21 protein-coding genes are annotated in these 19,579 nt (G+C 73.3%); 5 read left to right on the top strand and 16 right to left on the bottom strand.

What is annotated here, in order from left to right; translation table 11 throughout:
- Positions 1 to 238: 238 nt before the first annotated feature.
- Positions 239 to 1,012 (top strand): SDR family NAD(P)-dependent oxidoreductase, encoded by a 774-nt coding sequence (locus RNL97_RS20330; RefSeq protein WP_030577931.1) that lies wholly within the window; start codon positions 239 to 241, stop codon positions 1,010 to 1,012.
- Positions 1,013 to 1,058: 46 nt separating this feature from the next.
- Entirely contained in the window at positions 1,059 to 2,114 is a 1,056-nt protein-coding gene (locus RNL97_RS20325; RefSeq protein ID WP_050499947.1) for a hydroxyacid dehydrogenase, read from the top strand.
- Between the two features lie 86 nt (positions 2,115 to 2,200).
- On the opposite strand, the gene groL is transcribed toward RNL97_RS20325, so the two are convergent.
- Both groL and groES read right to left on the bottom strand, forming a co-directional pair.
- Positions 2,201 to 3,826, bottom strand: coding sequence for a chaperonin GroEL (groL, locus tag RNL97_RS20320; RefSeq protein WP_030577937.1), 1,626 nt, complete (start codon positions 3,824 to 3,826; stop codon positions 2,201 to 2,203).
- A gap of 97 nt (positions 3,827 to 3,923) precedes the next feature.
- Entirely contained in the window at positions 3,924 to 4,232 is a 309-nt protein-coding gene (gene groES / locus RNL97_RS20315) for a co-chaperone GroES (RefSeq protein ID WP_003966899.1), read from the bottom strand.
- Between the two features lie 278 nt (positions 4,233 to 4,510).
- Here groES and RNL97_RS20310 point away from each other — a divergent pair, with 278 nt between their 5' ends.
- Positions 4,511 to 4,996 carry a DUF6234 family protein gene (locus tag RNL97_RS20310; protein WP_030577939.1) on the top strand — a complete coding sequence of 162 codons (486 nt, stop codon included), beginning with the start codon at positions 4,511 to 4,513 and terminating at the stop codon, positions 4,994 to 4,996.
- A 43-nt stretch (positions 4,997 to 5,039) separates the two neighbouring features.
- Here the strand turns inward: RNL97_RS20310 and RNL97_RS20305 are convergent, their stop codons facing one another.
- Positions 5,040 to 5,996 carry a polysaccharide deacetylase family protein gene (locus RNL97_RS20305; protein WP_032764963.1) on the bottom strand — a complete coding sequence of 319 codons (957 nt, stop codon included), beginning with the start codon at positions 5,994 to 5,996 and terminating at the stop codon, positions 5,040 to 5,042.
- Positions 5,997 to 6,107: 111 nt separating this feature from the next.
- On the opposite strand from RNL97_RS20305, the gene RNL97_RS20300 reads away from it, so the two are divergent.
- Entirely contained in the window at positions 6,108 to 7,385 is a 1,278-nt protein-coding gene (locus RNL97_RS20300) for a class I SAM-dependent methyltransferase (RefSeq protein ID WP_313751017.1), read from the top strand.
- 689 nt (positions 7,386 to 8,074) lie between these two features.
- Here the strand turns inward: RNL97_RS20300 and RNL97_RS20295 are convergent.
- From RNL97_RS20295 to tsaB, 5 genes are all read right to left on the bottom strand, one after another.
- Positions 8,075 to 8,539, bottom strand: coding sequence for a VOC family protein (locus tag RNL97_RS20295; RefSeq protein ID WP_030577954.1), 465 nt, complete (start codon positions 8,537 to 8,539; stop codon positions 8,075 to 8,077).
- Positions 8,540 to 8,652: 113 nt separating this feature from the next.
- Positions 8,653 to 8,922 (bottom strand): hypothetical protein, encoded by a 270-nt coding sequence (locus tag RNL97_RS20290; RefSeq protein ID WP_030577957.1) that lies wholly within the window; start codon positions 8,920 to 8,922, stop codon positions 8,653 to 8,655.
- Positions 8,919 to 10,025: a tRNA (adenosine(37)-N6)-threonylcarbamoyltransferase complex transferase subunit TsaD gene (tsaD, locus tag RNL97_RS20285; RefSeq protein WP_030577960.1), complete on the bottom strand. Its 1,107-nt coding sequence runs from the start codon at positions 10,023 to 10,025 to the stop codon at positions 8,919 to 8,921. The genes RNL97_RS20290 and tsaD overlap by 4 nt, the downstream gene beginning before the upstream one ends.
- Positions 10,025 to 10,534 carry a ribosomal protein S18-alanine N-acetyltransferase gene (rimI, locus tag RNL97_RS20280; protein WP_030577963.1) on the bottom strand — a complete coding sequence of 170 codons (510 nt, stop codon included), beginning with the start codon at positions 10,532 to 10,534 and terminating at the stop codon, positions 10,025 to 10,027. The genes tsaD and rimI overlap by 1 nt, the downstream gene beginning before the upstream one ends.
- Positions 10,531 to 11,178 carry a tRNA (adenosine(37)-N6)-threonylcarbamoyltransferase complex dimerization subunit type 1 TsaB gene (gene tsaB, locus RNL97_RS20275; protein ID WP_313751651.1) on the bottom strand — a complete coding sequence of 216 codons (648 nt, stop codon included), beginning with the start codon at positions 11,176 to 11,178 and terminating at the stop codon, positions 10,531 to 10,533. Before tsaB ends, rimI begins: the two co-directional genes overlap by 4 nt.
- A gap of 134 nt (positions 11,179 to 11,312) precedes the next feature.
- Between tsaB and RNL97_RS20270 the strand changes: the two genes are divergently transcribed.
- A complete protein-coding gene (locus tag RNL97_RS20270) occupies positions 11,313 to 11,906 on the top strand; it encodes a hypothetical protein (RefSeq protein WP_050499958.1) in 594 nt (197 codons plus the stop codon).
- Positions 11,907 to 11,970: 64 nt separating this feature from the next.
- On the opposite strand, the gene RNL97_RS20265 is transcribed toward RNL97_RS20270, so the two are convergent.
- From RNL97_RS20265 to glmS, 8 genes are all read right to left on the bottom strand, one after another.
- Positions 11,971 to 12,165: a hypothetical protein gene (locus RNL97_RS20265; protein WP_030577973.1), complete on the bottom strand. Its 195-nt coding sequence runs from the start codon at positions 12,163 to 12,165 to the stop codon at positions 11,971 to 11,973.
- A 133-nt stretch (positions 12,166 to 12,298) separates the two neighbouring features.
- Positions 12,299 to 12,868 carry a tRNA (adenosine(37)-N6)-threonylcarbamoyltransferase complex ATPase subunit type 1 TsaE gene (tsaE, locus tag RNL97_RS20260; protein WP_313751016.1) on the bottom strand — a complete coding sequence of 190 codons (570 nt, stop codon included), beginning with the start codon at positions 12,866 to 12,868 and terminating at the stop codon, positions 12,299 to 12,301.
- Entirely contained in the window at positions 12,837 to 14,090 is a 1,254-nt protein-coding gene (locus RNL97_RS20255; protein ID WP_030577978.1) for an alpha/beta fold hydrolase, read from the bottom strand. Before RNL97_RS20255 ends, tsaE begins: the two co-directional genes overlap by 32 nt.
- Positions 14,087 to 15,259, bottom strand: coding sequence for an alanine racemase (gene alr, locus RNL97_RS20250; RefSeq protein ID WP_030577981.1), 1,173 nt, complete (start codon positions 15,257 to 15,259; stop codon positions 14,087 to 14,089). The genes RNL97_RS20255 and alr overlap by 4 nt, the downstream gene beginning before the upstream one ends.
- A 60-nt stretch (positions 15,260 to 15,319) precedes the next feature.
- Positions 15,320 to 15,709 (bottom strand): DUF488 domain-containing protein, encoded by a 390-nt coding sequence (locus tag RNL97_RS20245; protein ID WP_030577984.1) that lies wholly within the window; start codon positions 15,707 to 15,709, stop codon positions 15,320 to 15,322.
- 9 nt (positions 15,710 to 15,718) lie between these two features.
- Positions 15,719 to 17,167 (bottom strand): NAD(P)H-hydrate dehydratase, encoded by a 1,449-nt coding sequence (locus RNL97_RS20240; protein ID WP_030577987.1) that lies wholly within the window; start codon positions 17,165 to 17,167, stop codon positions 15,719 to 15,721.
- 69 nt (positions 17,168 to 17,236) lie between these two features.
- The gene (locus RNL97_RS20235) at positions 17,237 to 17,605 is read right to left on the bottom strand and encodes a holo-ACP synthase (protein WP_313751014.1); all 369 of its coding nucleotides are present in this window, start codon (positions 17,603 to 17,605) and stop codon (positions 17,237 to 17,239) included.
- A gap of 27 nt (positions 17,606 to 17,632) precedes the next feature.
- Positions 17,633 to 19,480 (bottom strand): glutamine--fructose-6-phosphate transaminase (isomerizing), encoded by a 1,848-nt coding sequence (gene glmS / locus RNL97_RS20230; protein WP_030577991.1) that lies wholly within the window; start codon positions 19,478 to 19,480, stop codon positions 17,633 to 17,635.
- Between the last annotated feature and the right edge of the window lie 99 nt (positions 19,481 to 19,579).

Raw genomic sequence — 19,579 nt, 5'->3', positions numbered from 1 at the left:
CAGGGCCTGTCGTCACATCCCGGACCGCCGCCCGCGCCCCCGACGGTGGACAAGGACGGCACGCGCGTCTTCGGTCTGCGGATGCGGGCGGGTAGCGCTCCGACCCGGATGCCCCGTACATGTACCACTGTCATCTGGTGTCCCGCGAGGACGACGGGATGAGGGGCCCGTCCGTGGTGGTGGAGGGGGCAGCGGGCGGGTGAGGTCCCGGACCGTGCGGGGCACTAACGTGCCGCGTATGACGACTGCACTGATCACAGGCGCGACGGCGGGTATCGGGGCCGCGTTCGCGCGGCGGCTCGCGGCCCAGGGGCACAACCTCGTGCTGGTGGCGCGGGACACCGCACGGCTGCGCGAACACGCCACGGAACTGCACGACCGGCACGGCATCGAGGCCGAGGTGCTCAGCGCCGACCTGTCCACGGACGGCGGTATCGAGGCGGTCGAGAAGCGGCTCGCGGACCGCAGGCACTCCATCGATCTGCTGGTCAACAACGCCGGGTTCGGCAACAAGGGGCGCTTTCTGGAGGTGTCCATGGCCGATGAGCTGACGATGCTGAAGGTGCACTGCGAGGCGGTCCTGCGGCTGACCTCGGCGGCGGTCGCCGGGATGCGGGAGCGGGGCCGGGGCGGAGTCGTCAACGTGGCGTCCGTCGCGGCGTTCGTGCCGCGCGGTACGTACGGGGCGTCGAAGTCCTGGGTCGTGCAGTTCACCCAGGGCGCGGCACGGGACCTGGCCGGGTCGGGGGTGCGGCTGATGGCGCTGTGCCCCGGGTTCGTGCGGACGGAGTTCCACGAGCGGGCCGGGATGGGCACGGACAACATCCCGAACTGGATGTGGCTCGACGCGGACAAGCTGGTGGCCTCCGCGCTGGCGGATCTGTCCCGGGGGAAGACGGTGTCGGTCCCGGACCCGCGCTACAAGGCGCTGATGGGGCTGGTCAAGGTCGCCCCGCGGGGGCTGCTCGGCGGGGTCACCTCGCGGACGGGGCGCACGTACGGTCCGCAGTAGGCGGCCTGGCCGCAGGAAGCGTCACACGACCGCGGAGGAACGTCACATGACCACCGGCGAACGCCACTCGGCGACCGGGGGCACCCACGCCACCGCCCCCACCGCTCTCCTGGCCATGGGCCCCGGCATCGCCGAGCAGCTCTTCGGCGCGCGGCAGCGGGCACGCCTCACCGCGCTCGTGGACACCGACCCCGCCCTGGTCGCCCACCGGCTGACCGACCCGACGCCCGAGGTGGCCCGGGCGCTCGCCGGGGCGGAGCTGCTCATCACCTGCTGGGGCGCTCCCCCGCTCACCGCCGACGTCCTCGCCGCCGCGCCCCGGCTGCGGGCCGTGGTCCACGCGGCCGGGAGCGTCAAGCACCACATCACCCCGGCCTGTTGGGAGCGCGGCATCCAGGTCACGTCGGCGGCCGGGGCGAACGCGGTGCCGGTCGCCGAGTACACGCTGGCCGCGATCCTCCTCGCGGGCAAGAACGTACTGCCCGCCGCCCACCGCTACCGGGAGCTGCGCGCCCCGCACGACTGGCGCGCCGAGCTGACGGGGCACGGGAACTACCGGCACGCCGTGGGCATCGTGGGCGCTTCGCGGATCGGCCGCCGGGTGATCGAGCTGCTGCGCCCGTTCGATCTGGACGTGCTGCTCTTCGACCCGTACGTGGACGGGGAGGCGGCTGCCCGGCTGGGCGCGGAGAAGGCGGGTCTTGCGGAGCTGTGCGCCCGCAGCCGGATCGTCTCCGTCCACGCGCCCGAACTGCCCGCGACCCGGCATCTGATCGGCGCCGCGCAGCTCGCGGCGATGGCGGACGGGGCGACGCTGATCAACACCTCGCGGGGTTCGCTGATCGACGGCGACGCGCTGCTGCCGGAGCTGGTGTCGGGGCGGCTGAACGCGGTTCTGGACGTGACGGAGCCGGAGGTGCCGCCGGCGGGTTCGCCGCTGTACGACCTGCCGAACGTGCTGCTCACCCCGCATGTGGCGGGTTCGCTGGGCGAGGAGATCCACCGGCTGGCGGACTTCGCGCTGGACGAGGTGGCGCGGTACGCGAGCGGGCTGCCGTTCGCGGACCCGGTGACACCGCAGGACCTGGCCCGCTCGGCGTAGAAGCGGCGCCCGGAACGCACCGAGGCCCGGTGCCCCCGCGACGGGGGCACCGGGCCTCAGGCGTACCGGAAGCGGTACGGGCGGTACTAGTGGGAGTGGCCGTGGCCGCCGTGGCCGGCGTCGGCCTCTTCCTCGGCCGGCTTCTCGACGACCAGGGTCTCGGTCGTGAGCAGCAGCGACGCGATGGACGCGGCGTTCTCCAGGGCGGAGCGGGTGACCTTGACCGGGTCGATGACGCCGGCCTTGACCAGGTCGCCGTACTCGCCGGTGGCGGCGTTGAAGCCCTGGCCCTTGTCGAGGTCGGCGACCTTGGAGGTGATGACGTAACCCTCCAGGCCGGCGTTCTCGGCGATCCAGCGCAGCGGCTCGACGGCGGCGCGGCGGACGACCGCGACACCGGTGGCCTCGTCGCCGGTCTTGCCGAGGTTGCCCTCCAGGACCTTCACGGCGTGGACGAGGGAGGAGCCACCGCCGGAGACGATGCCCTCCTCGACCGCGGCGCGGGTGGCGGAGATGGCGTCCTCGAGACGGTGCTTCTTCTCCTTCAGCTCCACCTCGGTGGCGGCGCCGACACGGATGACGCACACGCCGCCGGCCAGCTTCGCGAGGCGCTCCTGGAGCTTCTCGCGGTCCCAGTCGGAGTCCGTGGACTCGATCTCGGCCTTGATCTGGTTGACGCGGCCCTTGACGTCCTCGGTGTTGCCACCGCCGTCGACGATGGTCGTGTCGTCCTTGGAGACGGTGACGCGGCGGGCGGTGCCGAGCACGTCCAGACCGGCCTGGTCGAGCTTGAGGCCGACCTCCTCGGCGATGACGGTCGCACCGGTGAGGGTGGCGATGTCGCCGAGCATGGCCTTGCGGCGGTCGCCGAAGCCCGGGGCCTTCACCGCGACGGCGTTGAAGGTGCCGCGGATCTTGTTGACGACGAGGGTGGAGAGCGCCTCGCCCTCGACGTCCTCGGCGATGATCAGGAGCGGCTTGGAGCCACCGGCCTGGATGACCTTCTCCAGGAGCGGCAGCAGCTCCTGGATGGAGCCGATCTTGCCCTGGTGGATCAGGATGTACGGGTCGTCGAGGACGGCCTCCATACGCTCCTGGTCGGTCACCATGTACGGGGACAGGTAGCCCTTGTCGAAGGCCATGCCCTCGGTGAACTCCAGGTCCAGACCGAAGGTGTTGGACTCCTCGACGGTGATGACACCGTCCTTGCCGACCTTGTCCATCGCGTCCGCGATGAGCTCGCCGACCTGCGGGTCCTGCGCGGAGAGCGCGGCGACGGCGGCGATGTCGGCCTTGTCGTCGATCGGGCGGGCGGTCGCGAGGAGCTCCTCGGAGACGGCCTTGACGGCGGCGTCGATGCCCTTCTTCAGGGCGGCCGGGGAGGCGCCGGCGGCGACGTTGCGCAGACCCTCGCGGACGAGCGCCTGGGCCAGGACGGTCGCGGTGGTGGTGCCGTCACCCGCTACGTCGTTGGTCTTGGTCGCCACCTCCTTGACGAGCTGGGCACCGAGGTTCTCGTACGGGTCGTCGAGCTCGACCTCGCGCGCGATGGTGACACCGTCGTTGGTGATGGTGGGGGCACCGAACTTCTTGTCGATGACGACGTTGCGGCCCTTGGGGCCGATCGTCACCTTGACCGTGTCGGCAAGCTTGTTGACGCCGCGCTCAAGGGCGCGACGGGCGTCCTCGTCGAACTTCAGAATCTTCGCCATGGGCTGTATCCCTCTCAAAATGAACTGCGCCCCTCGCCGCCCGGCTATTTGTTACGCAGGGGGCCAGGGGCGCAGAACACAAGCAAACGTGGGTGAATTACTTCTCGACGATCGCGAGGACGTCGCGGGCCGAGAGGACGAGGTACTCCTCGCCGTTGTACTTCACCTCGGTGCCGCCGTACTTGCTGTACAGGACGACGTCGCCGGTCTTGACGTCGAGCGGAAGCCGCTCGCCGTTCTCGAAGCGGCCCGGGCCCACGGCGAGGACGACGCCCTCCTGGGGCTTCTCCTTCGCGGTGTCCGGAATGACCAGGCCGGAAGCCGTGGTCTGCTCGGCGTCGAGCGGCTGGACCACAATGCGGTCTTCGAGCGGCTTGATCGCAACCTTGGAGCTGGTGGTCGACACGATCCGGTCTCCCCCTTCGGAGATCTCACGGGGTTTAACAGTCTGTGGGTGGCGATCGGACCGATCCGTCGTCGCGGGTGCCGGACCTGCCCTGTCGCGCAGAGTGCTGCTGGCACTCTCCAGGGGGGAGTGCCAGACCTGAGACTATGGCCGCGATTAGCACTCGGTCAAGCGGAGTGCCAATTCACCACCCGCGCGCCGTCTCGATCGGGGCTCCGTCCGATCACCGTCCGGACAACGTGGGAACGGAGTTTCACGTTCCGTACGACGGTACGGAGATGACGCACTCGGGGAGCCGCCTGCCGGGACGACCGGACGAGAGAACCGCATCGCGGCAGCCGTCACCGGCCCCCGGCGGCTGCGCGGACCCGCTGGCGGCCGTGGTGCTGGTGGTCGCGGAGGCCGCGGCCGGGGCGCTGCCGGCGCTGTGGCTGGTGGTGCGGGGCCTGACGCGGTCGCGTGAGGCGACCGAGGGCAAGGCGTCCGCGCCTCTGCCCGCGGACCCGGGCACGGACTGGGCGCCGGTCACCGTTCTCGCCGTCCTGGCTCTCCTGGTCGCCTGCGTCGCCGTGGGGTTGCTGCGCAGCGGCTGGTACTGGTCCGGCGGGACGCAGGTGGTCGTCGCGGTGGCGCTGGGCGTCACGGTCCTGGCGTCCGCCGTGCAGGGAAGCGGCCGGGAGGCCCCGGGACCTGCCCCCACCTGGAACTCCCCGCCCTGCCGCAGCGGGGGCGACAGCGACGAGTGCGCGCGCAGCGGGGGCTGAGCGCGCACTCGTCGCGTGCACGGGGCAGGCGGGGGTCAGCGGGTCAGACGTAGTCCTCCAGCTTCGCCACCGCGTACCCCTTGTCCGTGATGGTCTTCATGACGCGGCGGACCATGTCGGGCATCGAGCCCTTCCAGTCCTCCTCGCCCCGGAAGTGGGTGAGGACGATGTCGCCGGGGTGCAGGTCCCGGTCCCACTCGCGCCATTCCATGCGGTCGGGGAAGGCCTCGGAGGACCACAGGGGCACAGCGGTGATCCCGCAGGACTTGGCGACGACGAGGGTGTCGCGGTTGTAGTTGCCGTAGGGCGGGCGGAAGAGGGTGGGGCGCTTGCCGTAGTGCTTGAGGATCTTCTCCTGCTGACCGCAGATCTCGCGCTTCTGCTCGGCGTAGGAGAGGCCGGGCAGATAACGGTGGTTGAGGGTGTGGTTGCTGATGGTCACCCCTCGCCGCTGCATCTTCTTGAAGTAGCCGTAGTCGTCGTTGATGACGTAGTCGCTGACGAACGCGCTGTACGGAATGGACAGTTCGGTCATCATCCGCAGCAGCTCGGGGTCCTTCTCAGCACCGTCGTCCATCGTCAGGAAGACGATCTTCTCCTTGGTCGGGACGGTGGTGAAGACCGGCGGCAGCCCCTCGTCGTTCCGGACCTCGAAGCCCTTGCGGGTGGTGAGGGGCGGCTTGGCCTTCGGCGGCTCGGGGGCCGCGAGCGGGACCTTGGCGAGCCCCCACTTCTTCGCGGCGACGGCCCGCGCGGCCTGCTTCTTCCTGACCGTCTCGGCGTACGTGTCCGGGGCCCGGGCCGGCCCGGGCTGCGGGGCCGCGTCGCCCGACCGGCCGCCGGTGGGCTTCGCGGACCCGCCGGGCACCCCCGCGCCGCTGCCGCCCGTCTCCGCCGCGCATCCGGAGGCGACGGCGGCGGCCAGCAGGGCCGCCAGCACGACGACGCCCGACCTGTGCTGCTTTCCGGCTGACTTTTCTTTTTGTCGTACTAGCTGCATGGCGCCGCATCCTGCCAGCCGTCACCCCGTGCGCCCTTTCGACACCGCGAGCTGACCGGCGCCGTCCCCCGGGCGGCCCACACGGACCCGGCGCGCCCTGCCTGGCCCACAATGGACCGGGTGAACGCAACGACCCCCTCCGCCTCCTCGGCCGACGACCCCGCACGCGCCGCCTTCGCCGCGCTGCGCACCCCCGAGGGTGCGCAGCTGCTGGCCGAGCTGCGCGACCACGATCCCGCCGACGAGCTGGCCACCGCGACCCGGCTGCGCCGCACGCACCCGGCGGAGCTGGTGTCGGCGGCCCTGGGCCAGGCGCGGTTGCGGCAGCGGGCGGTCGCCAAGTTCGGGGCCGAGGACGCGTACCGGATGTACTTCACGCCCAACGGGGTCGAGCAGGCCACCCGCACCTCGGTCGCCGCCCACCGCGCCGCCCGGTTCGCCGGGCTCGGGGTGCGGAGCGTCGCCGACCTGTGCTGCGGCATCGGCGGTGACGCGATCGCCCTGGCCCGCGCCGGGATCTCCGTGCTCGCCGTGGACCGCGACCCGCTGACGGCCGAGGTGGCCCGCGCCAACGCCCAGGCGCTGGGGCTCGGGGACCTGATCGAGGTGCGGTGCGCCGACGTCACGGAGATCGACGCCGCCCCGTACGACGCGGTCTTCGTGGACCCGGCGCGGCGTGGCGCGCGAGGAGGGGCCGCGCGCGGCGCGTCGGGCAGGGGCGGTGGCCGGGCGGCGGGCGGGCGGATCTTCGACCCGGAGGCCTACTCACCGCCGCTCTCCTGGGCCACGGCCGCCGCGCTGAAGGCCCCCAGGGCGGCGCTGAAGATCGCCCCGGGCATCCCGCACGAGGCGATCGGCCCGGAGGCGGAGGCCGAGTGGATCTCGGACGGCGGGGACGTCAAGGAGGCGGTGCTCTGGTACGGGGAGGGCTTCGCGCCCGGCACGTTCCGGGCCACGCTGCTGCCGTCCGGGGCGGCCCTGAGCGCCCCGGCCCCGCTGCCGGCCCCGCCGGTGGGCCCGGTCGGGCGCTATCTGTACGAGCCGGACGGCGCGGTGATCCGGGCCCATCTGGTCGCGGACCTCGTGGAGCGGTGCGGCGGTCGGCTGGTGGACGAGACGATCGCGTACATCACGAGCGATGAGCCGTACTCCTCGCCGTACGTCGCCGGGTACGAGATCACCGACGAGCTGCCGTTCAGCATGAAGAGGCTGAAGGCGCTGCTGCGGGAGCGTCAGGTCGGCGTGCTGACCGTCAAGAAGCGGGGCTCGGCGGTCGAACCGGAGGAGCTGCGGCGCCGGATGAAGCTGAGCGGTCCGGGCTCGGCGACGGTGTTCCTGACCCGGGTCGCGGGGGCGCCGACGATGCTGATCGGTCACCCGCTGGGCTGACCGGGGCGGCCCCGGCGGCGGTGCCCCCACCGCCGCTGCCCCTCAGCACGCGCACCACCCAGCGGCGGTGGGCCAGGGCCGTGGCCCCGCCGACCAGCGCGGTCAGCCAGGCGACCATGCCGACGCCCATCACCAGGGCGACCAGCCCGTACGTCTCGCGGCCGGGTCGTGCGCTCGCGGGTCCGATGACGCAGAGGGCGAGTCCCACGGCGCCCAGGACGAACGACAGCAGCAGCCAGGTGAGGCTCATCCCGGGCATCCGCAGCCGCCGGTCGCGCTCCGGATCGCGGTCCAGCGCACCCCAGTCGGCGAGCAGCGAACGAACCTCGCGGTCCCGGGAGATGCCCAGGCAGACGAAGACGACGGCCGGAACCAGGGCCGCCGCGCCGACGACCAGACTGACGGCTCCGGCGATGCCGCTGAAGAAGTCGGCCCCCTGCTCGATGAAGACGAGCCCCGAACCCACCACGCTCCACCCGGTCGCGGCGAGCGCCGCCCACATCCACAGCAGCCCGAGCCGCCCCGGCCCCACGTGCGTCTTCACCAGCTCGCCCAGGACCACGGCCCGGTCGGCGAGCATCGCCTCGCGGTCGGGCCAGGACCGGATCTCGACGGGCGGAGGGGGAGGCGGGAGCGGGGCACGGCGTGGCATGCGCAGAACACTACCGATCCGGTCCCGGGGGCCGTGGTCAGGCGTCGCGCAGCGCCTGGAGGTCCAGCTTGCCCATGCCGAGCATCGCCTTCATGGTCCGGTCCGCCTTCGCCTGGTCCGGGTCGGCCAGCAGGCGCGGCAGCTCGTTCGGAACGATCTGCCAGGACACCCCGAACCTGTCCTTGAGCCAGCCGCACCGGCCCTCCTCGCCGCCCTCGCAGAGCGCGTCCCAGAACCGGTCCACCTCGGCCTGGTCGGCGCAGTCGACGGAGAGCGAGATCGCCTCGGTGAACGGGAACTGCGGGCCTCCGTTGAGCCCCATGTAGTCCTGCCCGGCGAGCCGGAAGCCGACGGTGAGCACCGAGCCCTTACGGCCGGGGGCCTCGTCGCCGTAGTAGGTGATGTCCCCAATCCGGGAATCGCCTCCGAAGATCGCGACGTAGTGCTCGGCCGCCTCCTCGGCCTGACCGTCGAACCAGAGACACGGGGTGATCTTCTGCATGTCCTTCACCTCTTCGGGCCGTCCACACGTCCGGGCCGGGCGGTCCGTACGTCGTGGAAGGTAGACCGGGGCATCCGCCGAAACTCATCGGACACGCGACGGGACCCCGCGCCTCACCCCACCGCTTCGAACCGCCACCGGTGCACGGCCCGGGTGATCAGGGCGGCGTCGGGCTCGGGCAGTTCGGGGAGGTCGTCGCCGAACGAGGCCTCCGGCCACCAGGTCATCACGAGCACCCGGTCCTGCTGGGCGCGCAGGAGTTCGCTGCGGGCGGGCTCGCGGGACAGCTCGGCGGACCGGGCGCGGGCCCACTCCAGCAGCTCGCCGCCCCGGCCCTCGACGGCGCGGGCCTCCCACATCAGGACGATGGTCGCGCCGCTCATGAGTACAGGTTGTCCTTGCTGATCTCGTGCACGTGATCGTGGGAGTGGGCGTGCGCGGCCCCCGGCACGTGCGGCTCCGTGACCGGCAGCGAGGAGTCGGCCGACAGCTCCAGGTCGGAGGGGAGCCGGTTGCGGGCGACCATCTCCGCGCCGAGCGCCGCGACCATCGCGCCGTTGTCGGTGCAGAGCTTCGGGCGGGGCACCCGCAGCCGGATACCGGCCCGCTCGCACCGCTCCTCGGCCAGGGCGCGCAACCGGGAGTTGGCCGCGACGCCGCCGCCGATCATCAGATGGTCGACGCCCTCGTCCTGGCAGGCCCGGACGGCCTTGCGGGTGAGCACGTCCACCACGGCCTCCTGGAAGGACGCCGCCACATCCCGTACGGGCACCTCCTCGCCCGCCGCGCGCTTCGCCTCGATCCAGCGCGCCACGGACGTCTTCAGCCCGGAGAAGGAGAAGTCGTACGGGGCGTCGCGCGGACCGGTCAGACCGCGCGGGAACGCGATGGCCTTCGGGTCGCCCTCCCGCGCCAGCCGGTCGATGACGGGGCCGCCGGGGAAGCCGAGGTCCAGGACCCGGGCGATCTTGTCGAAGGCCTCGCCCGCCGCGTCGTCGATCGTCGCGCCGAGCGGGCGGACGTCGGCGGTGATGTCGGGGGCCAGGAGCAGGGACGAGTGGCCGCCGCTGACCAGCAGGGCCATCGTCGGCTCGGGCAGCGGGCCGTGCTCCAGCTGGTCGACGCAGATGTGCGAGGCGAGGTGGTTGACGCCGTACAGCGGCTTGCCGAGGGCGTACGCGTACGCCTTCGCGGCCGAGACGCCGACGAGCAGGGCGCCGGCGAGCCCGGGGCCGGAGGTGACGGCGATCCCGTCGAGGTCGCGGGCGCTGACGCCCGCCTCCTTCAGTGCGCGCTCGATGGTGGGGACCATCGCCTCCAGATGGGCGCGGGAGGCGATCTCCGGGACGACGCCGCCGAAGCGGGCGTGGGTGTCGACGCTGGAGGCGACGGCGTCGGCGAGCAGGGTCGTGCCGCGCACGATGCCGACGCCGGTCTCGTCGCAGGAGGTCTCGATGCCGAGTACGAGGGGTTCGTCGGCAGCCATCATTCCGTCCCGGTTTCTTGTTCCGTGTGCTCGTGCATGGTGAGGCGCATGACCAGGGCGTCGATGTTCCCCGGCTGGTAGTAGCCGCGCCGGAAGCCGATGGGCTCGAAGCCGAAGCGCTCGTACAGCTTCTGCGCGCGGGTGTTGTCGACCCGGACCTCCAGCAGCACGGTGGCGCACTCGAAGGCGGTCGCGGCCTTCAGCAGGTCGGTGAGGAGTTCGGAGCCGAGGCCGGTGCCCCAGGCCTCGCGGCTGACCGCGATGGTCTGGACGTCGGAGAGGTCGCCGAGGGCGGCGAGCCCCGCGTACCCGACGATACGCCCGGTGGCGGGCTCCTCGGCGACGACGTAGTGGCGGGTGGCGCCGGGGCCGCGGGCGTGGGCCAGCTCGGACCAGAACATGCCGGGCGACCAGGCGTCGTCCGGGAACAGCGCGTGTTCGAGCTCCAGCACCGGTTCGATGTCCCACCAGCGCATCTCGCGCAGCACGGCGGTGGTGGCGGCGCTCACTGGGGGGTGACCACCTTGTAGTTCTTCGGGACCTGGGCGTCGGGCCGGCGCAGATAGAGCGGTTGCGGCTCCAGCAGTTCCTGCCCGGCGGCAAGGCGCTCGGCGGCGAGCGCGGCGAGCGCCCCGGCGGAGACGTGCTCGGGGCCGCGCGCGTCCGGGAAGGACTCCGGGTAGAGCACCGCGCCCGCGCCGACGACCGGGAGCCCGGCGACGGCTTCGGCGATGTCGGCGGCCCGGTCGACGGCAGGTTCGCCCGTACGGGTGCGGGCGTTCTCGTACCGCGCCCAGTACACCTCCTTGCGGCGGGCGTCCGTCGCCACGGCGAAGGGCCCCTCCAGCCCGGCCTGCCCCGCGGCGTACGCGATCCCGTCCAGGGTGCACAGGCCGTGGACCGGTACGGAGAGGGCGGAGCCGAAGGCGGCGGCGGTGACCAGGCCGACGCGCAGGCCGGTGTACGGGCCGGGGCCGACGCCGACGACCACGCCCGTCACGGCGTCGAGCTCCGTCCCGGCCTCGGCGAGGACCCGGTCGACGGCGGGGAGCAGCAGCTCCCCGTGCCTGCGGGCGTCGACCTGTCCGGAGGAGGCGATGACGGACGTACCGTCGTGCAGGGCGACGGTGACGGCGGGTGTGGCGGTATCCATGGCGAGCAAGAGCACGCAAACAGCCTACGGCTCCGCCGACGGCGTTACGGCGTCCGTACGGCGTCCCGGCCCGCACCCGCGCTGCTGCTACCGTCACCGGGTATTCGCGGGTATGACGTAAACGCTTGTACGACATGCGGCAGACGGCCGCCGAAAGGGGAGTTCAGGTGGCAAGGAGCAGCTCGGGAATCGTGGCCGGGCTCACCGCGGCGGCGATCGCCGCGGTCGCCTTCCTCGCTTACCAGGCCTCGGCGAACGCCCCCGACTCGGTGGCCTCCACGCCCGGCCCGAAGTCCTCCGCCACGGCCCCGGCCAAGCCCACCGCCGAGCCGAAGCCGGCCGACCCGCTGGCGGTTCCGGCGGCGTCCGGCACGGGCGAGCGCGTCGTGTACGCGCTGAAGGACCGCCGGGTGTGGCTGGTCAACGAGGACGAGAAGTCGATCCGGACCTTCACGGTCATGCCGAGCCCCGTCAGCCCGCCGCCCGGGGTCCACCGGGTCACCTCGCGCTCGGGCACGGTCCAGGGCTCGGACGGTGTCCCGATCGAGCACGTGGTCCGCTTCGCGAACGTGGACGAGGTGGCGATCGGCTTCAGCGCCGCGCAGGACGGCTCGATGGCCAGCCCGGACCCGATGTCGAAGACCGGCGGCGTACGGATGAAGCGCGCGGACGGCAACGCGATGTGGACCTTCGCGACGGTCGGTTCGAAGGTCGTCGTCGTCCCGTAGCCGTCGAGCGGGGCGTCGTCCCGTAGCCGCCCGGGCCGGGCCCGGGCACCGGGAACGACGGCCCCTAGGCCGCGTGGCGCCGGACGGCGTCCGCGTGGCTCCTGCCCCCGTTGCCGGCCGCGGCGTCGGACGCCTCGGGGGCGTCCGCGGTGTCGCTCGGCGGGGTGGAGACCGCGGTGGCCGCGGCGCACGAGGCCAGCAGGTCTTTCATCGACAGGTCGGACGGAGTCGGTCGCGCTGCGCGCTCGGGCGTCGGCATGGATGCCTCCTGGGGGCTCCGGTGGAGGGCGCGGTTAGGCAAGCCTAACCACACCTCGTACCCATGTGACCATGGCCACGGTCTCCCGCGCAACAATTTACCGACGCGCTGTCGGGAAGGCCACCCCGGGGCGCTACGCCAGCTGCTCCCGCAGCCCCGCCCAGCGCGCCCCGATGCCCACCAGGGTCACTTCGCGCCGCTCGTCGTCGGTGTCGCCGGTCGCACGGTCGATGAGGATCCGCAGCCGGTCCTCCGCGAGCTCCTCGACCTTGCCGTCGCCCCACTCCACGACCACCACCGACTCGGGCAGCGACACATCCAGGTCCAGGTCCTCCATCTCGTCGAGCCCGCCGCCCAGGCGGTACGCGTCGACGTGGACCAGGGCCGGGCCCTGGACCAGCGAGGGGTGGACGCGTGCGATGACGAAGGTGGGCGAGGTGACCGCGCCGCGCACGCCGAGGCCCTCGCCGAGGCCCCGGGTCAGGGTCGTCTTTCCGGCGCCCAGCTCGCCCGTGAGCATCACGAGGTCGCCGGGGGCCAGGACCCGGGCCAGGCGGCGGCCCAGGTCCTGCATCTGTTCGGGGGAGGTGACGGTGAGCGTCATGGTGACGGCCTCGGGCACGGCCCCGACGGCGTCGGGAGCGGTCGCCCCGGTGGGCTCGGAGACGGTCTCAGCGGCCGGGCTGTTGTGCGGTGCTTCCATGTCCGCCAACGTTAGCGGCCGGCACCGTGCCGCTGCGGACGAGCAGGTCGGCCAGCCGGTCCGTGACCGTCTCCGGGTGCTCCAGCATCACCAGGTGCCCGGCGTCCGGCACGATCACCAGCTCGGCGTCGGGCAGGACGTCCGCGATGGCCTCGCTGTGCGAGCTGGGCGTCACCAGGTCCTTGTCCCCGGCCAGGATCAGCACGGGCACGTCCCGGAACCCGGGCAGCGCACCGCTCTTGTCGTGCTCGGTGAACGCCGGGTAGAACTCGGCGACCACATCGATCGGGGTCGCCTCGATCAGCCGCTCGGCGAACCGGGCGACCGCCGGGTCCACGTCCTTCGAGCCGAACGAATACCGCTTGATCAGCCCGGCGAAGAGGTCCGCGGTGGCCCGCCGCCCCTTCTCCACCAGCTCCGCCTGCGAGCCGAGCGCCTTCAGCACACCCGGCAGCACCCGGCGCACCGCGTTCACGCCCGCCACCGGCAGCCCGAAGTTGACCTCGCCGAGTTTGCCGCTGGAGGTGCCGATCAGGGCGACGGCGGCGACCCGGTCCCGGATGAGCGCCGGGTACTGCTCGGCCAGCGCCATCATCGTCATGCCGCCCATGGAGTGCCCGGCCAGCACCACCGGGCCCTCGGGGGCCGCCGCGTCGATGACCGCCTTCAGATCGCGGCCGAGCTGGTCGATGCCGACGGGCACCCCGTCCGCCTGGGACCGGCCCCGCTCGGAGCGGCCGTGGCTGCGCTGGTCCCAGTAGACGGCGCGGACGAGGCCCCGCAGGGCGGCCCGCTGGAAGTGCCAGGAGTCCTGGCCCAGGCAGTAGCCGTGGCTGAAGACGACAGTGACCGGGGCGGGGGCCTTGCGCCCGAAGAGCCGGCGGCGACGGGTGCCGGAGGACGTGCCCTCGTCGCCCGCCGTCGGTGCGGCCTCCACCTCGTCGATCTCGTAGTACAGCTCGGTGCCGTCGTCGGCGACGGCCCGGCCCGGGGTGCCGCGCAGCGAGCCGTAGGGCCCGGTCGCGTCCAGCGCGAGGCGGGCCTTCTTGCGCATGCCGCGCCCGACGGTGAGCCGCTCGACGGCGACCCCGGCCGCCGCTCCGGCGGCGAGCACCCCTATCGCGGCCCCGGCGACCCCGGCCCGCCGCCAGCCCGCCGCACCGGCCGCGCCTGCCACGTCCGCGGTCGCGGCCACCACGGCCTCCGCGCTGCTCTCGCTCACCGCGGCACTCCTCCGGTCACCTCGTCGGCCGTCTCGTTCACGTACAGCCGGGGCACGCGGGCGCCGATGCGGGTGACGATCTCGTACGCGATGGTGCCGGCCGCCTCCGCCCAGTCCTGCGCGGTCGGCTCGCCCCGGTCGCCCGGCCCGAACAGCACCGCTTCCGCGCCCGCCTCGGGCCGGTCGCCTCCGAGGTCGACGACGAACTGGTCCATGGCGACCCGGCCCGCGACCGTGCGCACCTTCCCGCCGACCAGGACGGGCCCGCTGCCCGAGGCGTGGCGCGGGACGCCGTCCGCGTAGCCGACGGGGATCAGGCCGAGGGTCGTGTCGGCGGGGGTCGTGTAGTGGTGGCCGTAGCTGACGCCGTGTCCGGCGGGGGCGTCCTTGACCAGGGCGACGGCCGCGGCGAGCGTCATCACCGGGCGCAGCCCGAGGCCGGCGGACGTGCCCAGCTCGGGGGCGGGCGAGATGCCGTACATCGCGATGCCGGTCCGGACGAGGTCGAAGTGCGCCTCGGGGATCGTGAGCGTGGCCGGGGAGTTGGCCAGGTGCCGCACCTCGGGCTCGACGCCCTCCTTCTCGGCGTACGCCACCATGTCGCGGTAGACGGCGAGCTGGGCGGCGATCGAGGGGTGGCCGGGCTCGTCGGCGCAGGCGAAGTGGGACCAGAGCCCGGTGATCCGGAGGTGTCCGGCCCGTTCGGCGTCGCGGGCCGCGCCGACCAGTTCGGGCCAGTCGGCGGGCTGGCAGCCGCCCCGGCCGAGGCCGGTGTCGGCCTTGAGCTGGAGGCGGGCCGGGCGGCCCGCGGCCTCGGCGGCGGCGACGGCCTCGCGCAGCGCCCACATGCCGCCGGCCGATACGTCGATGTCGGCCTCGATCGCCTCGCGCCAGGGCCCGCCGGGCGTCCACAGCCAGCACATGATCCGGCCGTCGAGTCCGGCCGCCCGCAGCGCGAGCGCCTCGTGGGGGGTCGCGGTGCCGAGCCAGGTCGCCCCGGCCGCCCGCGCGGCCCGCGCGCAGGGCACCGCGCCGTGCCCGTACCCGTCGGACTTCACGACGGCCATGAGCTGCGCACCGGCCGCCCGCTCGCGCAGGACGCGCACATTGGCGCGCAGCGCGGCGAGGTCGATCTCGGCACGGGCTCTCAGGGACGCTGTCTCGTTCATCGCGCCCAGTCTCTCAGAGGCGTCGGCCGCCTCCCCGGCAGCGCACGCCGGTATCCGGACTTATGTACGTTTCATCACATGCTTGAGGTGGTCCACCAGCACCGGGACATGGCTGTCGGCGACGTCCTTGGCGGCGGTGATCAGGGTGACCGGGCCGCCCTTGCGCACGAGAGCGGCCAGTTGCCCGACCGCTTCTCCACGGGCCGGTTCGTCCAGCTCGGTGCGGTAGCGCTCGACGAACTCCTCGTGCCGGTCCGCGCGGTCGTGGTGGTACCAGGAGCGCAGCTCGTCCGAGGGCGTGACGTCCTTGAGCCACACGTCGATGCCGGCCCGCTCCTTGGAGACGCCCCGGGGCCAGAGCCGGTCGACCAGCACCCGGGTGCCGTCGTCGTCCTCGACCGGGTCGTAGGCCCTGCGTACGCGTACGGGTTCACTCACGTTCTCCACCATCTCCCCGCCTCACCCCGCCCGCACGTCGCGCCAGGCCGCCGGGATGCCGTCGGCGACGTCCTGCGCGGAGACCGGGGCCCCGTCGGAGCCGTGCCGGGCGGCGAGCCCGTGCAGATAGGCGCCGACGGACGCGGCGTCGCGCGGGGCGAGCCCGGCCGCGAGCAGCGAGCCGGTGAGCCCGGAGAGCACATCGCCGCTGCCCGCCGTGGCGAGCCAGGACGTGCCGGTCGGGTTGACCCGTACGGGGGTGTCGCGGGCCTCGGCGACCAGGGTGGTGGAGCCCTTGAGGAGCACGGTGGCGCGGTAGCGGGCGGCCAGTTCGCGCACGGCGGTGAGCCGCCCGGACTCGACCTCCTCGCGGGCCGTGCCGAGGAGCGCGGCGGCCTCCCCGGCGTGCGGGGTGAGGACGGTCGGAGCGGTCCGGGTCCGTACGGTCCCGGCGTCCAGCAGCCGCAGCCCGTCCGCGTCGACGAGCACGGGCACGTCGGAGGCCAGCACATCGGCGACGGCGGCCTCCGCGGCCCGCCCGCCCCCGATCCCCGGCCCGACCACCCAGGCCTGTACCCGCCCGGCCTTCGACGGCGGCCCGGCGTGCACCAGCGCCTCGGGGAACCGCGCGATCACCGCGTCCGCGCCCGGTCCGACGTACCGCACGGCCCCGGCCCCGCCGCGCAGCGCGCCCGCGACGGCGAGGACGGCGGCGCCCGGGTAGCGCTCGGACCCGGCGACGACGCCGACGACGCCGCGCCGGTACTTGTCGCTCTCCGCGCCCGGCACCGGCAGCAGCGCGGCCACGTCCGCGTACTGGAGCGCCTCCAGGTCCGGCGGCTCGGGCAGCTCCGGGCCGAGCCCGATGTCCACCAGCCGCAGAGCGCCCGCGTGTTCGGCGGCCGGGTCGATCAGGAGACCCGGCTTGTACGTCCCGAAGGTGACGGTGGCGTCCGCCCGGACGGCCTCGCCGTGCACCTCCCCGGTGTCGGCCTCCACGCCGCTCGGCAGGTCGACGGAGATCACCGGGGTACGGTCCCGGGTCACCGTGTGCACCAGCTCGGTGGCGTCCTCGCGCAGCCCGCCGCGCCCGCCGATCCCTGTGATTCCGTCCACGACGAGATCGAGCACGCCGAGCCCGTCCGGCCCGTCGACGACCTGTCCCCCGGCGGCGCGGAACGCGGCGAGCCCGCCGGGGTGGGCCCGGTCGGGGGCGAGCAGCAGGGCCCGCACGCCCGCGCCCCGGCGGGCGAGGCGGGCGCCCGCGTAGAGCGCGTCACCGCCGTTGTCGCCGCTGCCGACGAGGAGCAGGACCCGGGACCCGTACACCCGCCCGCCGCGCCGCAGCAGATCGCCGCAGGCGGCGGCGAGCCCGGCGGCGGCGCGCTGCATCAGGGCGCCCTCGGGCAGGCGTTGCACGAGGGCGGCCTCGGCGGCCCGTACGGTCTCCACGCTGTAGGCACGTCGCATGGGTCCAACCCTCCGCGATCACGGGCCCGGACGCCAGCGTCGTGGCGCGTGGCGAGCCGGGCGGGCCGCTCACCCCTCCGCGATCACCACCGCCGAGGCCACCCCCGCGTCATGGCTGAGCGAGACGTGCCAGCCGCGTACGCCCAGTTCGGCGGCGCGGGCGGCGACCGTGCCGCTGACGCGCAGCCGGGGCTGCCCGCTCTCCTCGACCCAGACCTCCGCGTCGCTCCAGAGCAGCCCGCCCGGTGCGCCGAGCGCCTTGGCCAGGGCCTCCTTCGCTGCGAACCGGGCGGCGAGCGAGGCGATCCCGCGCCGCTCGCCGCTCGGCAGCTTCAGCTCGCTGCCGACGAAGAGCCGGTCGGCCAGCTGGGGCGTACGCTCCAGCGCGGCGCCGAACCGCTCGATCTCGGCCACGTCGATGCCGACCCCAATGATCACGGCCCCCACCCTCACTCACTCACTCGCTCACTCCACGGTCACGGACTTCGCCAGATTGCGCGGCTGGTCCACTTCGTTGCCGCGGGCCGTCGCGAGCTCGCAGGCGAAGACCTGGAGCGGCACGGTGGCGACCAGCGGCTGAAGCAGCGTAGGCGTTGCGGGGACGGTGACGAGGTGGTCGGCGTACGGGAGGACGGCGTCGTCACCCTCCTCGGCGACGACGATCGTGACCGCGCCCCGGGCCCGGATCTCCTGGATGTTGGAGACGATCTTGTCGTGGAGGACGGAACGTCCGCGCGGCGAGGGGACGATGACGACGACCGGAAGGCCCTTCTCGATGAGCGCGATGGGCCCGTGCTTGAGCTCGCCCGCCGCGAACCCCTCCGCGTGCATGTAGGCGAGTTCCTTGAGCTTGAGCGCGCCTTCGAGGGCGACCGGGTAGCCGACGTGCCGGCCGACGAAGAGGACGGTGTCGTGGTGGGCGAGGGAGCGGGCCAGTTCGCGGACGGGCTCCATGGTGGTGAGGACGCGTCCCACCTGGGCGGAGATCGCGGAGAGCTGGCGGACGACCGTGCGGATCTCGTCGCCCCACTTGGTGCCGCGCACCTGGCCGAGGTAGAGGGCGACGAGGTAGCAGGCGACGAGCTGGGTGAGGAAGGCCTTGGTGGAGGCGACGGCGACTTCGGGCCCGGCGTGCGTGTAGAGCACGGCATCCGATTCGCGCGGGATCGTCGAGCCGTTGGTGTTGCAGATGGCCAGCACCTTCGCGCCCTGTTCGCGGGCGTGCCGGAGGGCCATCAGGGTGTCCATGGTCTCGCCGGACTGGGAGATGGCGACGACGAGGGTGCGCTGGTCGAGGATCGGGTCCCGGTAGCGGAACTCGCTGGCCAGCTCGGTCTCGCAGGGCAGCCGGGTCCAGTGTTCGATGGCGTACTTGGCGATCATCCCGGCGTGGAACGCGGTGCCGCAGGCGACGATGACGACCTTGTCGATCTCGCGCAGTTCGGCGGCGGGGATGCGGACCTCGTCGAGGTGGAGCGCGCCTTCGCCGTCGACCCGGCCGAGGAGGGTGTCGGCGACGGCCTGGGGCTGGTCGGCGATCTCCTTGAGCATGAAGGAGGCGTAGCCGCCCTTCTCGGCGGCGGAGGCGTCCCAGTCGACGTGGTACTCCCGCACGTCGGCGGGCTCGCCGTCGAACCCGGTGACGGTGACGCCCTCGGGGCTCAGCTCGACCACCTGGTCCTGGCCCAGTTCGATGGCGGAGCGGGTGTGCGCGATGAAGGCGGCGACGTCGGAGGCGAGGAACCACTCGTCCTGCCCGACGCCCACGACGAGCGGCGAGTTGCGCCGCGCACCGACGACGACGTCCGGCTGGTCCGCGTGGACGGCGACGAGGGTGAAGGCCCCCTCCAGCCGCCGGCACACCTGCCGCATGGCGTCCGCGAGATCCCCGCCCGCCGAGAACGCCTCGGCCAGCAGATGCCCGACGACCTCGGTGTCCGTCTCCGACTCCAGGGCGTGCCCGCGCCCGGTCAGCTCCCGCCGCAGGGCCGCGAAGTTCTCGATGATCCCGTTGTGCACGACGGCGACCCGGCCCGCGTTGTCCAGATGCGGATGGGCGTTGACGTCGGTCGGCGCCCCGTGCGTCGCCCACCGGGTGTGCCCGATCCCGGTCCGCCCCGTCGGCAGCGGCCGGTCGCCCAGCTCCTTCTCCAGATTGACGAGCTTGCCCGCCTTCTTCGCGGCGGCGAGCCCGCCGTCCGCGAGAACGGCGACACCCGCCGAGTCGTAGCCCCGGTATTCGAGGCGTTTGAGTCCCGCGACGACGACGTCCTGCGCCGACTGCATACCGACATAACCCACGATTCCGCACATAGCGGCACCATAAGGCCGGAAGTGGCTTCACGGCAGGGCGGGCCGCGCCCGGCGGCATGTCACACCGTCCGTCGCGGCCCGCCGTTCCGCTCCTCGGCC

The organism is Streptomyces parvus (assembly GCF_032121415.1).
GTDB classification, from domain to species: domain Bacteria; phylum Actinomycetota; class Actinomycetes; order Streptomycetales; family Streptomycetaceae; genus Streptomyces; species Streptomyces globisporus_A.
This window is presented reverse-complemented; position numbering and strand designations above follow the sequence as displayed.

What these genes read in the sequence shown, in the direction of transcription:
- RNL97_RS20240 (WP_030577987.1), bottom strand. Translation starts at nt 17,167, where the DNA reads ATGCGACGTGCCTACAGCGTGGAGACCGTACGGGCCGCCGAGGCCGCC.
- alr (WP_030577981.1), bottom strand. Translation starts at nt 15,259, where the DNA reads ATGAACGAGACAGCGTCCCTGAGAGCCCGTGCCGAGATCGACCTCGCC.
- RNL97_RS20265 (WP_030577973.1), bottom strand. Translation starts at nt 12,165, where the DNA reads ATGCCGACGCCCGAGCGCGCAGCGCGACCGACTCCGTCCGACCTGTCG.
- RNL97_RS20305 (WP_032764963.1), bottom strand. Translation starts at nt 5,996, where the DNA reads ATGCAGCTAGTACGACAAAAAGAAAAGTCAGCCGGAAAGCAGCACAGG.
- RNL97_RS20290 (WP_030577957.1), bottom strand. Translation starts at nt 8,922, where the DNA reads ATGAGCGGCGCGACCATCGTCCTGATGTGGGAGGCCCGCGCCGTCGAG.
- RNL97_RS20310 (WP_030577939.1), top strand. Translation starts at nt 4,511, where the DNA reads ATGACGCACTCGGGGAGCCGCCTGCCGGGACGACCGGACGAGAGAACC.
- RNL97_RS20325 (WP_050499947.1), top strand. Translation starts at nt 1,059, where the DNA reads ATGACCACCGGCGAACGCCACTCGGCGACCGGGGGCACCCACGCCACC.
- RNL97_RS20295 (WP_030577954.1), bottom strand. Translation starts at nt 8,539, where the DNA reads ATGCAGAAGATCACCCCGTGTCTCTGGTTCGACGGTCAGGCCGAGGAG.
- RNL97_RS20300 (WP_313751017.1), top strand. Translation starts at nt 6,108, where the DNA reads ATGGACCGGGTGAACGCAACGACCCCCTCCGCCTCCTCGGCCGACGAC.
- tsaB (WP_313751651.1), bottom strand. Translation starts at nt 11,178, where the DNA reads ATGGATACCGCCACACCCGCCGTCACCGTCGCCCTGCACGACGGTACG.
- tsaE (WP_313751016.1), bottom strand. Translation starts at nt 12,868, where the DNA reads ATGGAAGCACCGCACAACAGCCCGGCCGCTGAGACCGTCTCCGAGCCC.
- tsaD (WP_030577960.1), bottom strand. Translation starts at nt 10,025, where the DNA reads ATGGCTGCCGACGAACCCCTCGTACTCGGCATCGAGACCTCCTGCGAC.
- groL (WP_030577937.1), bottom strand. Translation starts at nt 3,826, where the DNA reads ATGGCGAAGATTCTGAAGTTCGACGAGGACGCCCGTCGCGCCCTTGAG.
- RNL97_RS20270 (WP_050499958.1), top strand. Translation starts at nt 11,313, where the DNA reads ATGCGGCAGACGGCCGCCGAAAGGGGAGTTCAGGTGGCAAGGAGCAGC.
- RNL97_RS20245 (WP_030577984.1), bottom strand. Translation starts at nt 15,709, where the DNA reads ATGGTGGAGAACGTGAGTGAACCCGTACGCGTACGCAGGGCCTACGAC.
- RNL97_RS20330 (WP_030577931.1), top strand. Translation starts at nt 239, where the DNA reads ATGACGACTGCACTGATCACAGGCGCGACGGCGGGTATCGGGGCCGCG.
- glmS (WP_030577991.1), bottom strand. Translation starts at nt 19,480, where the DNA reads ATGTGCGGAATCGTGGGTTATGTCGGTATGCAGTCGGCGCAGGACGTC.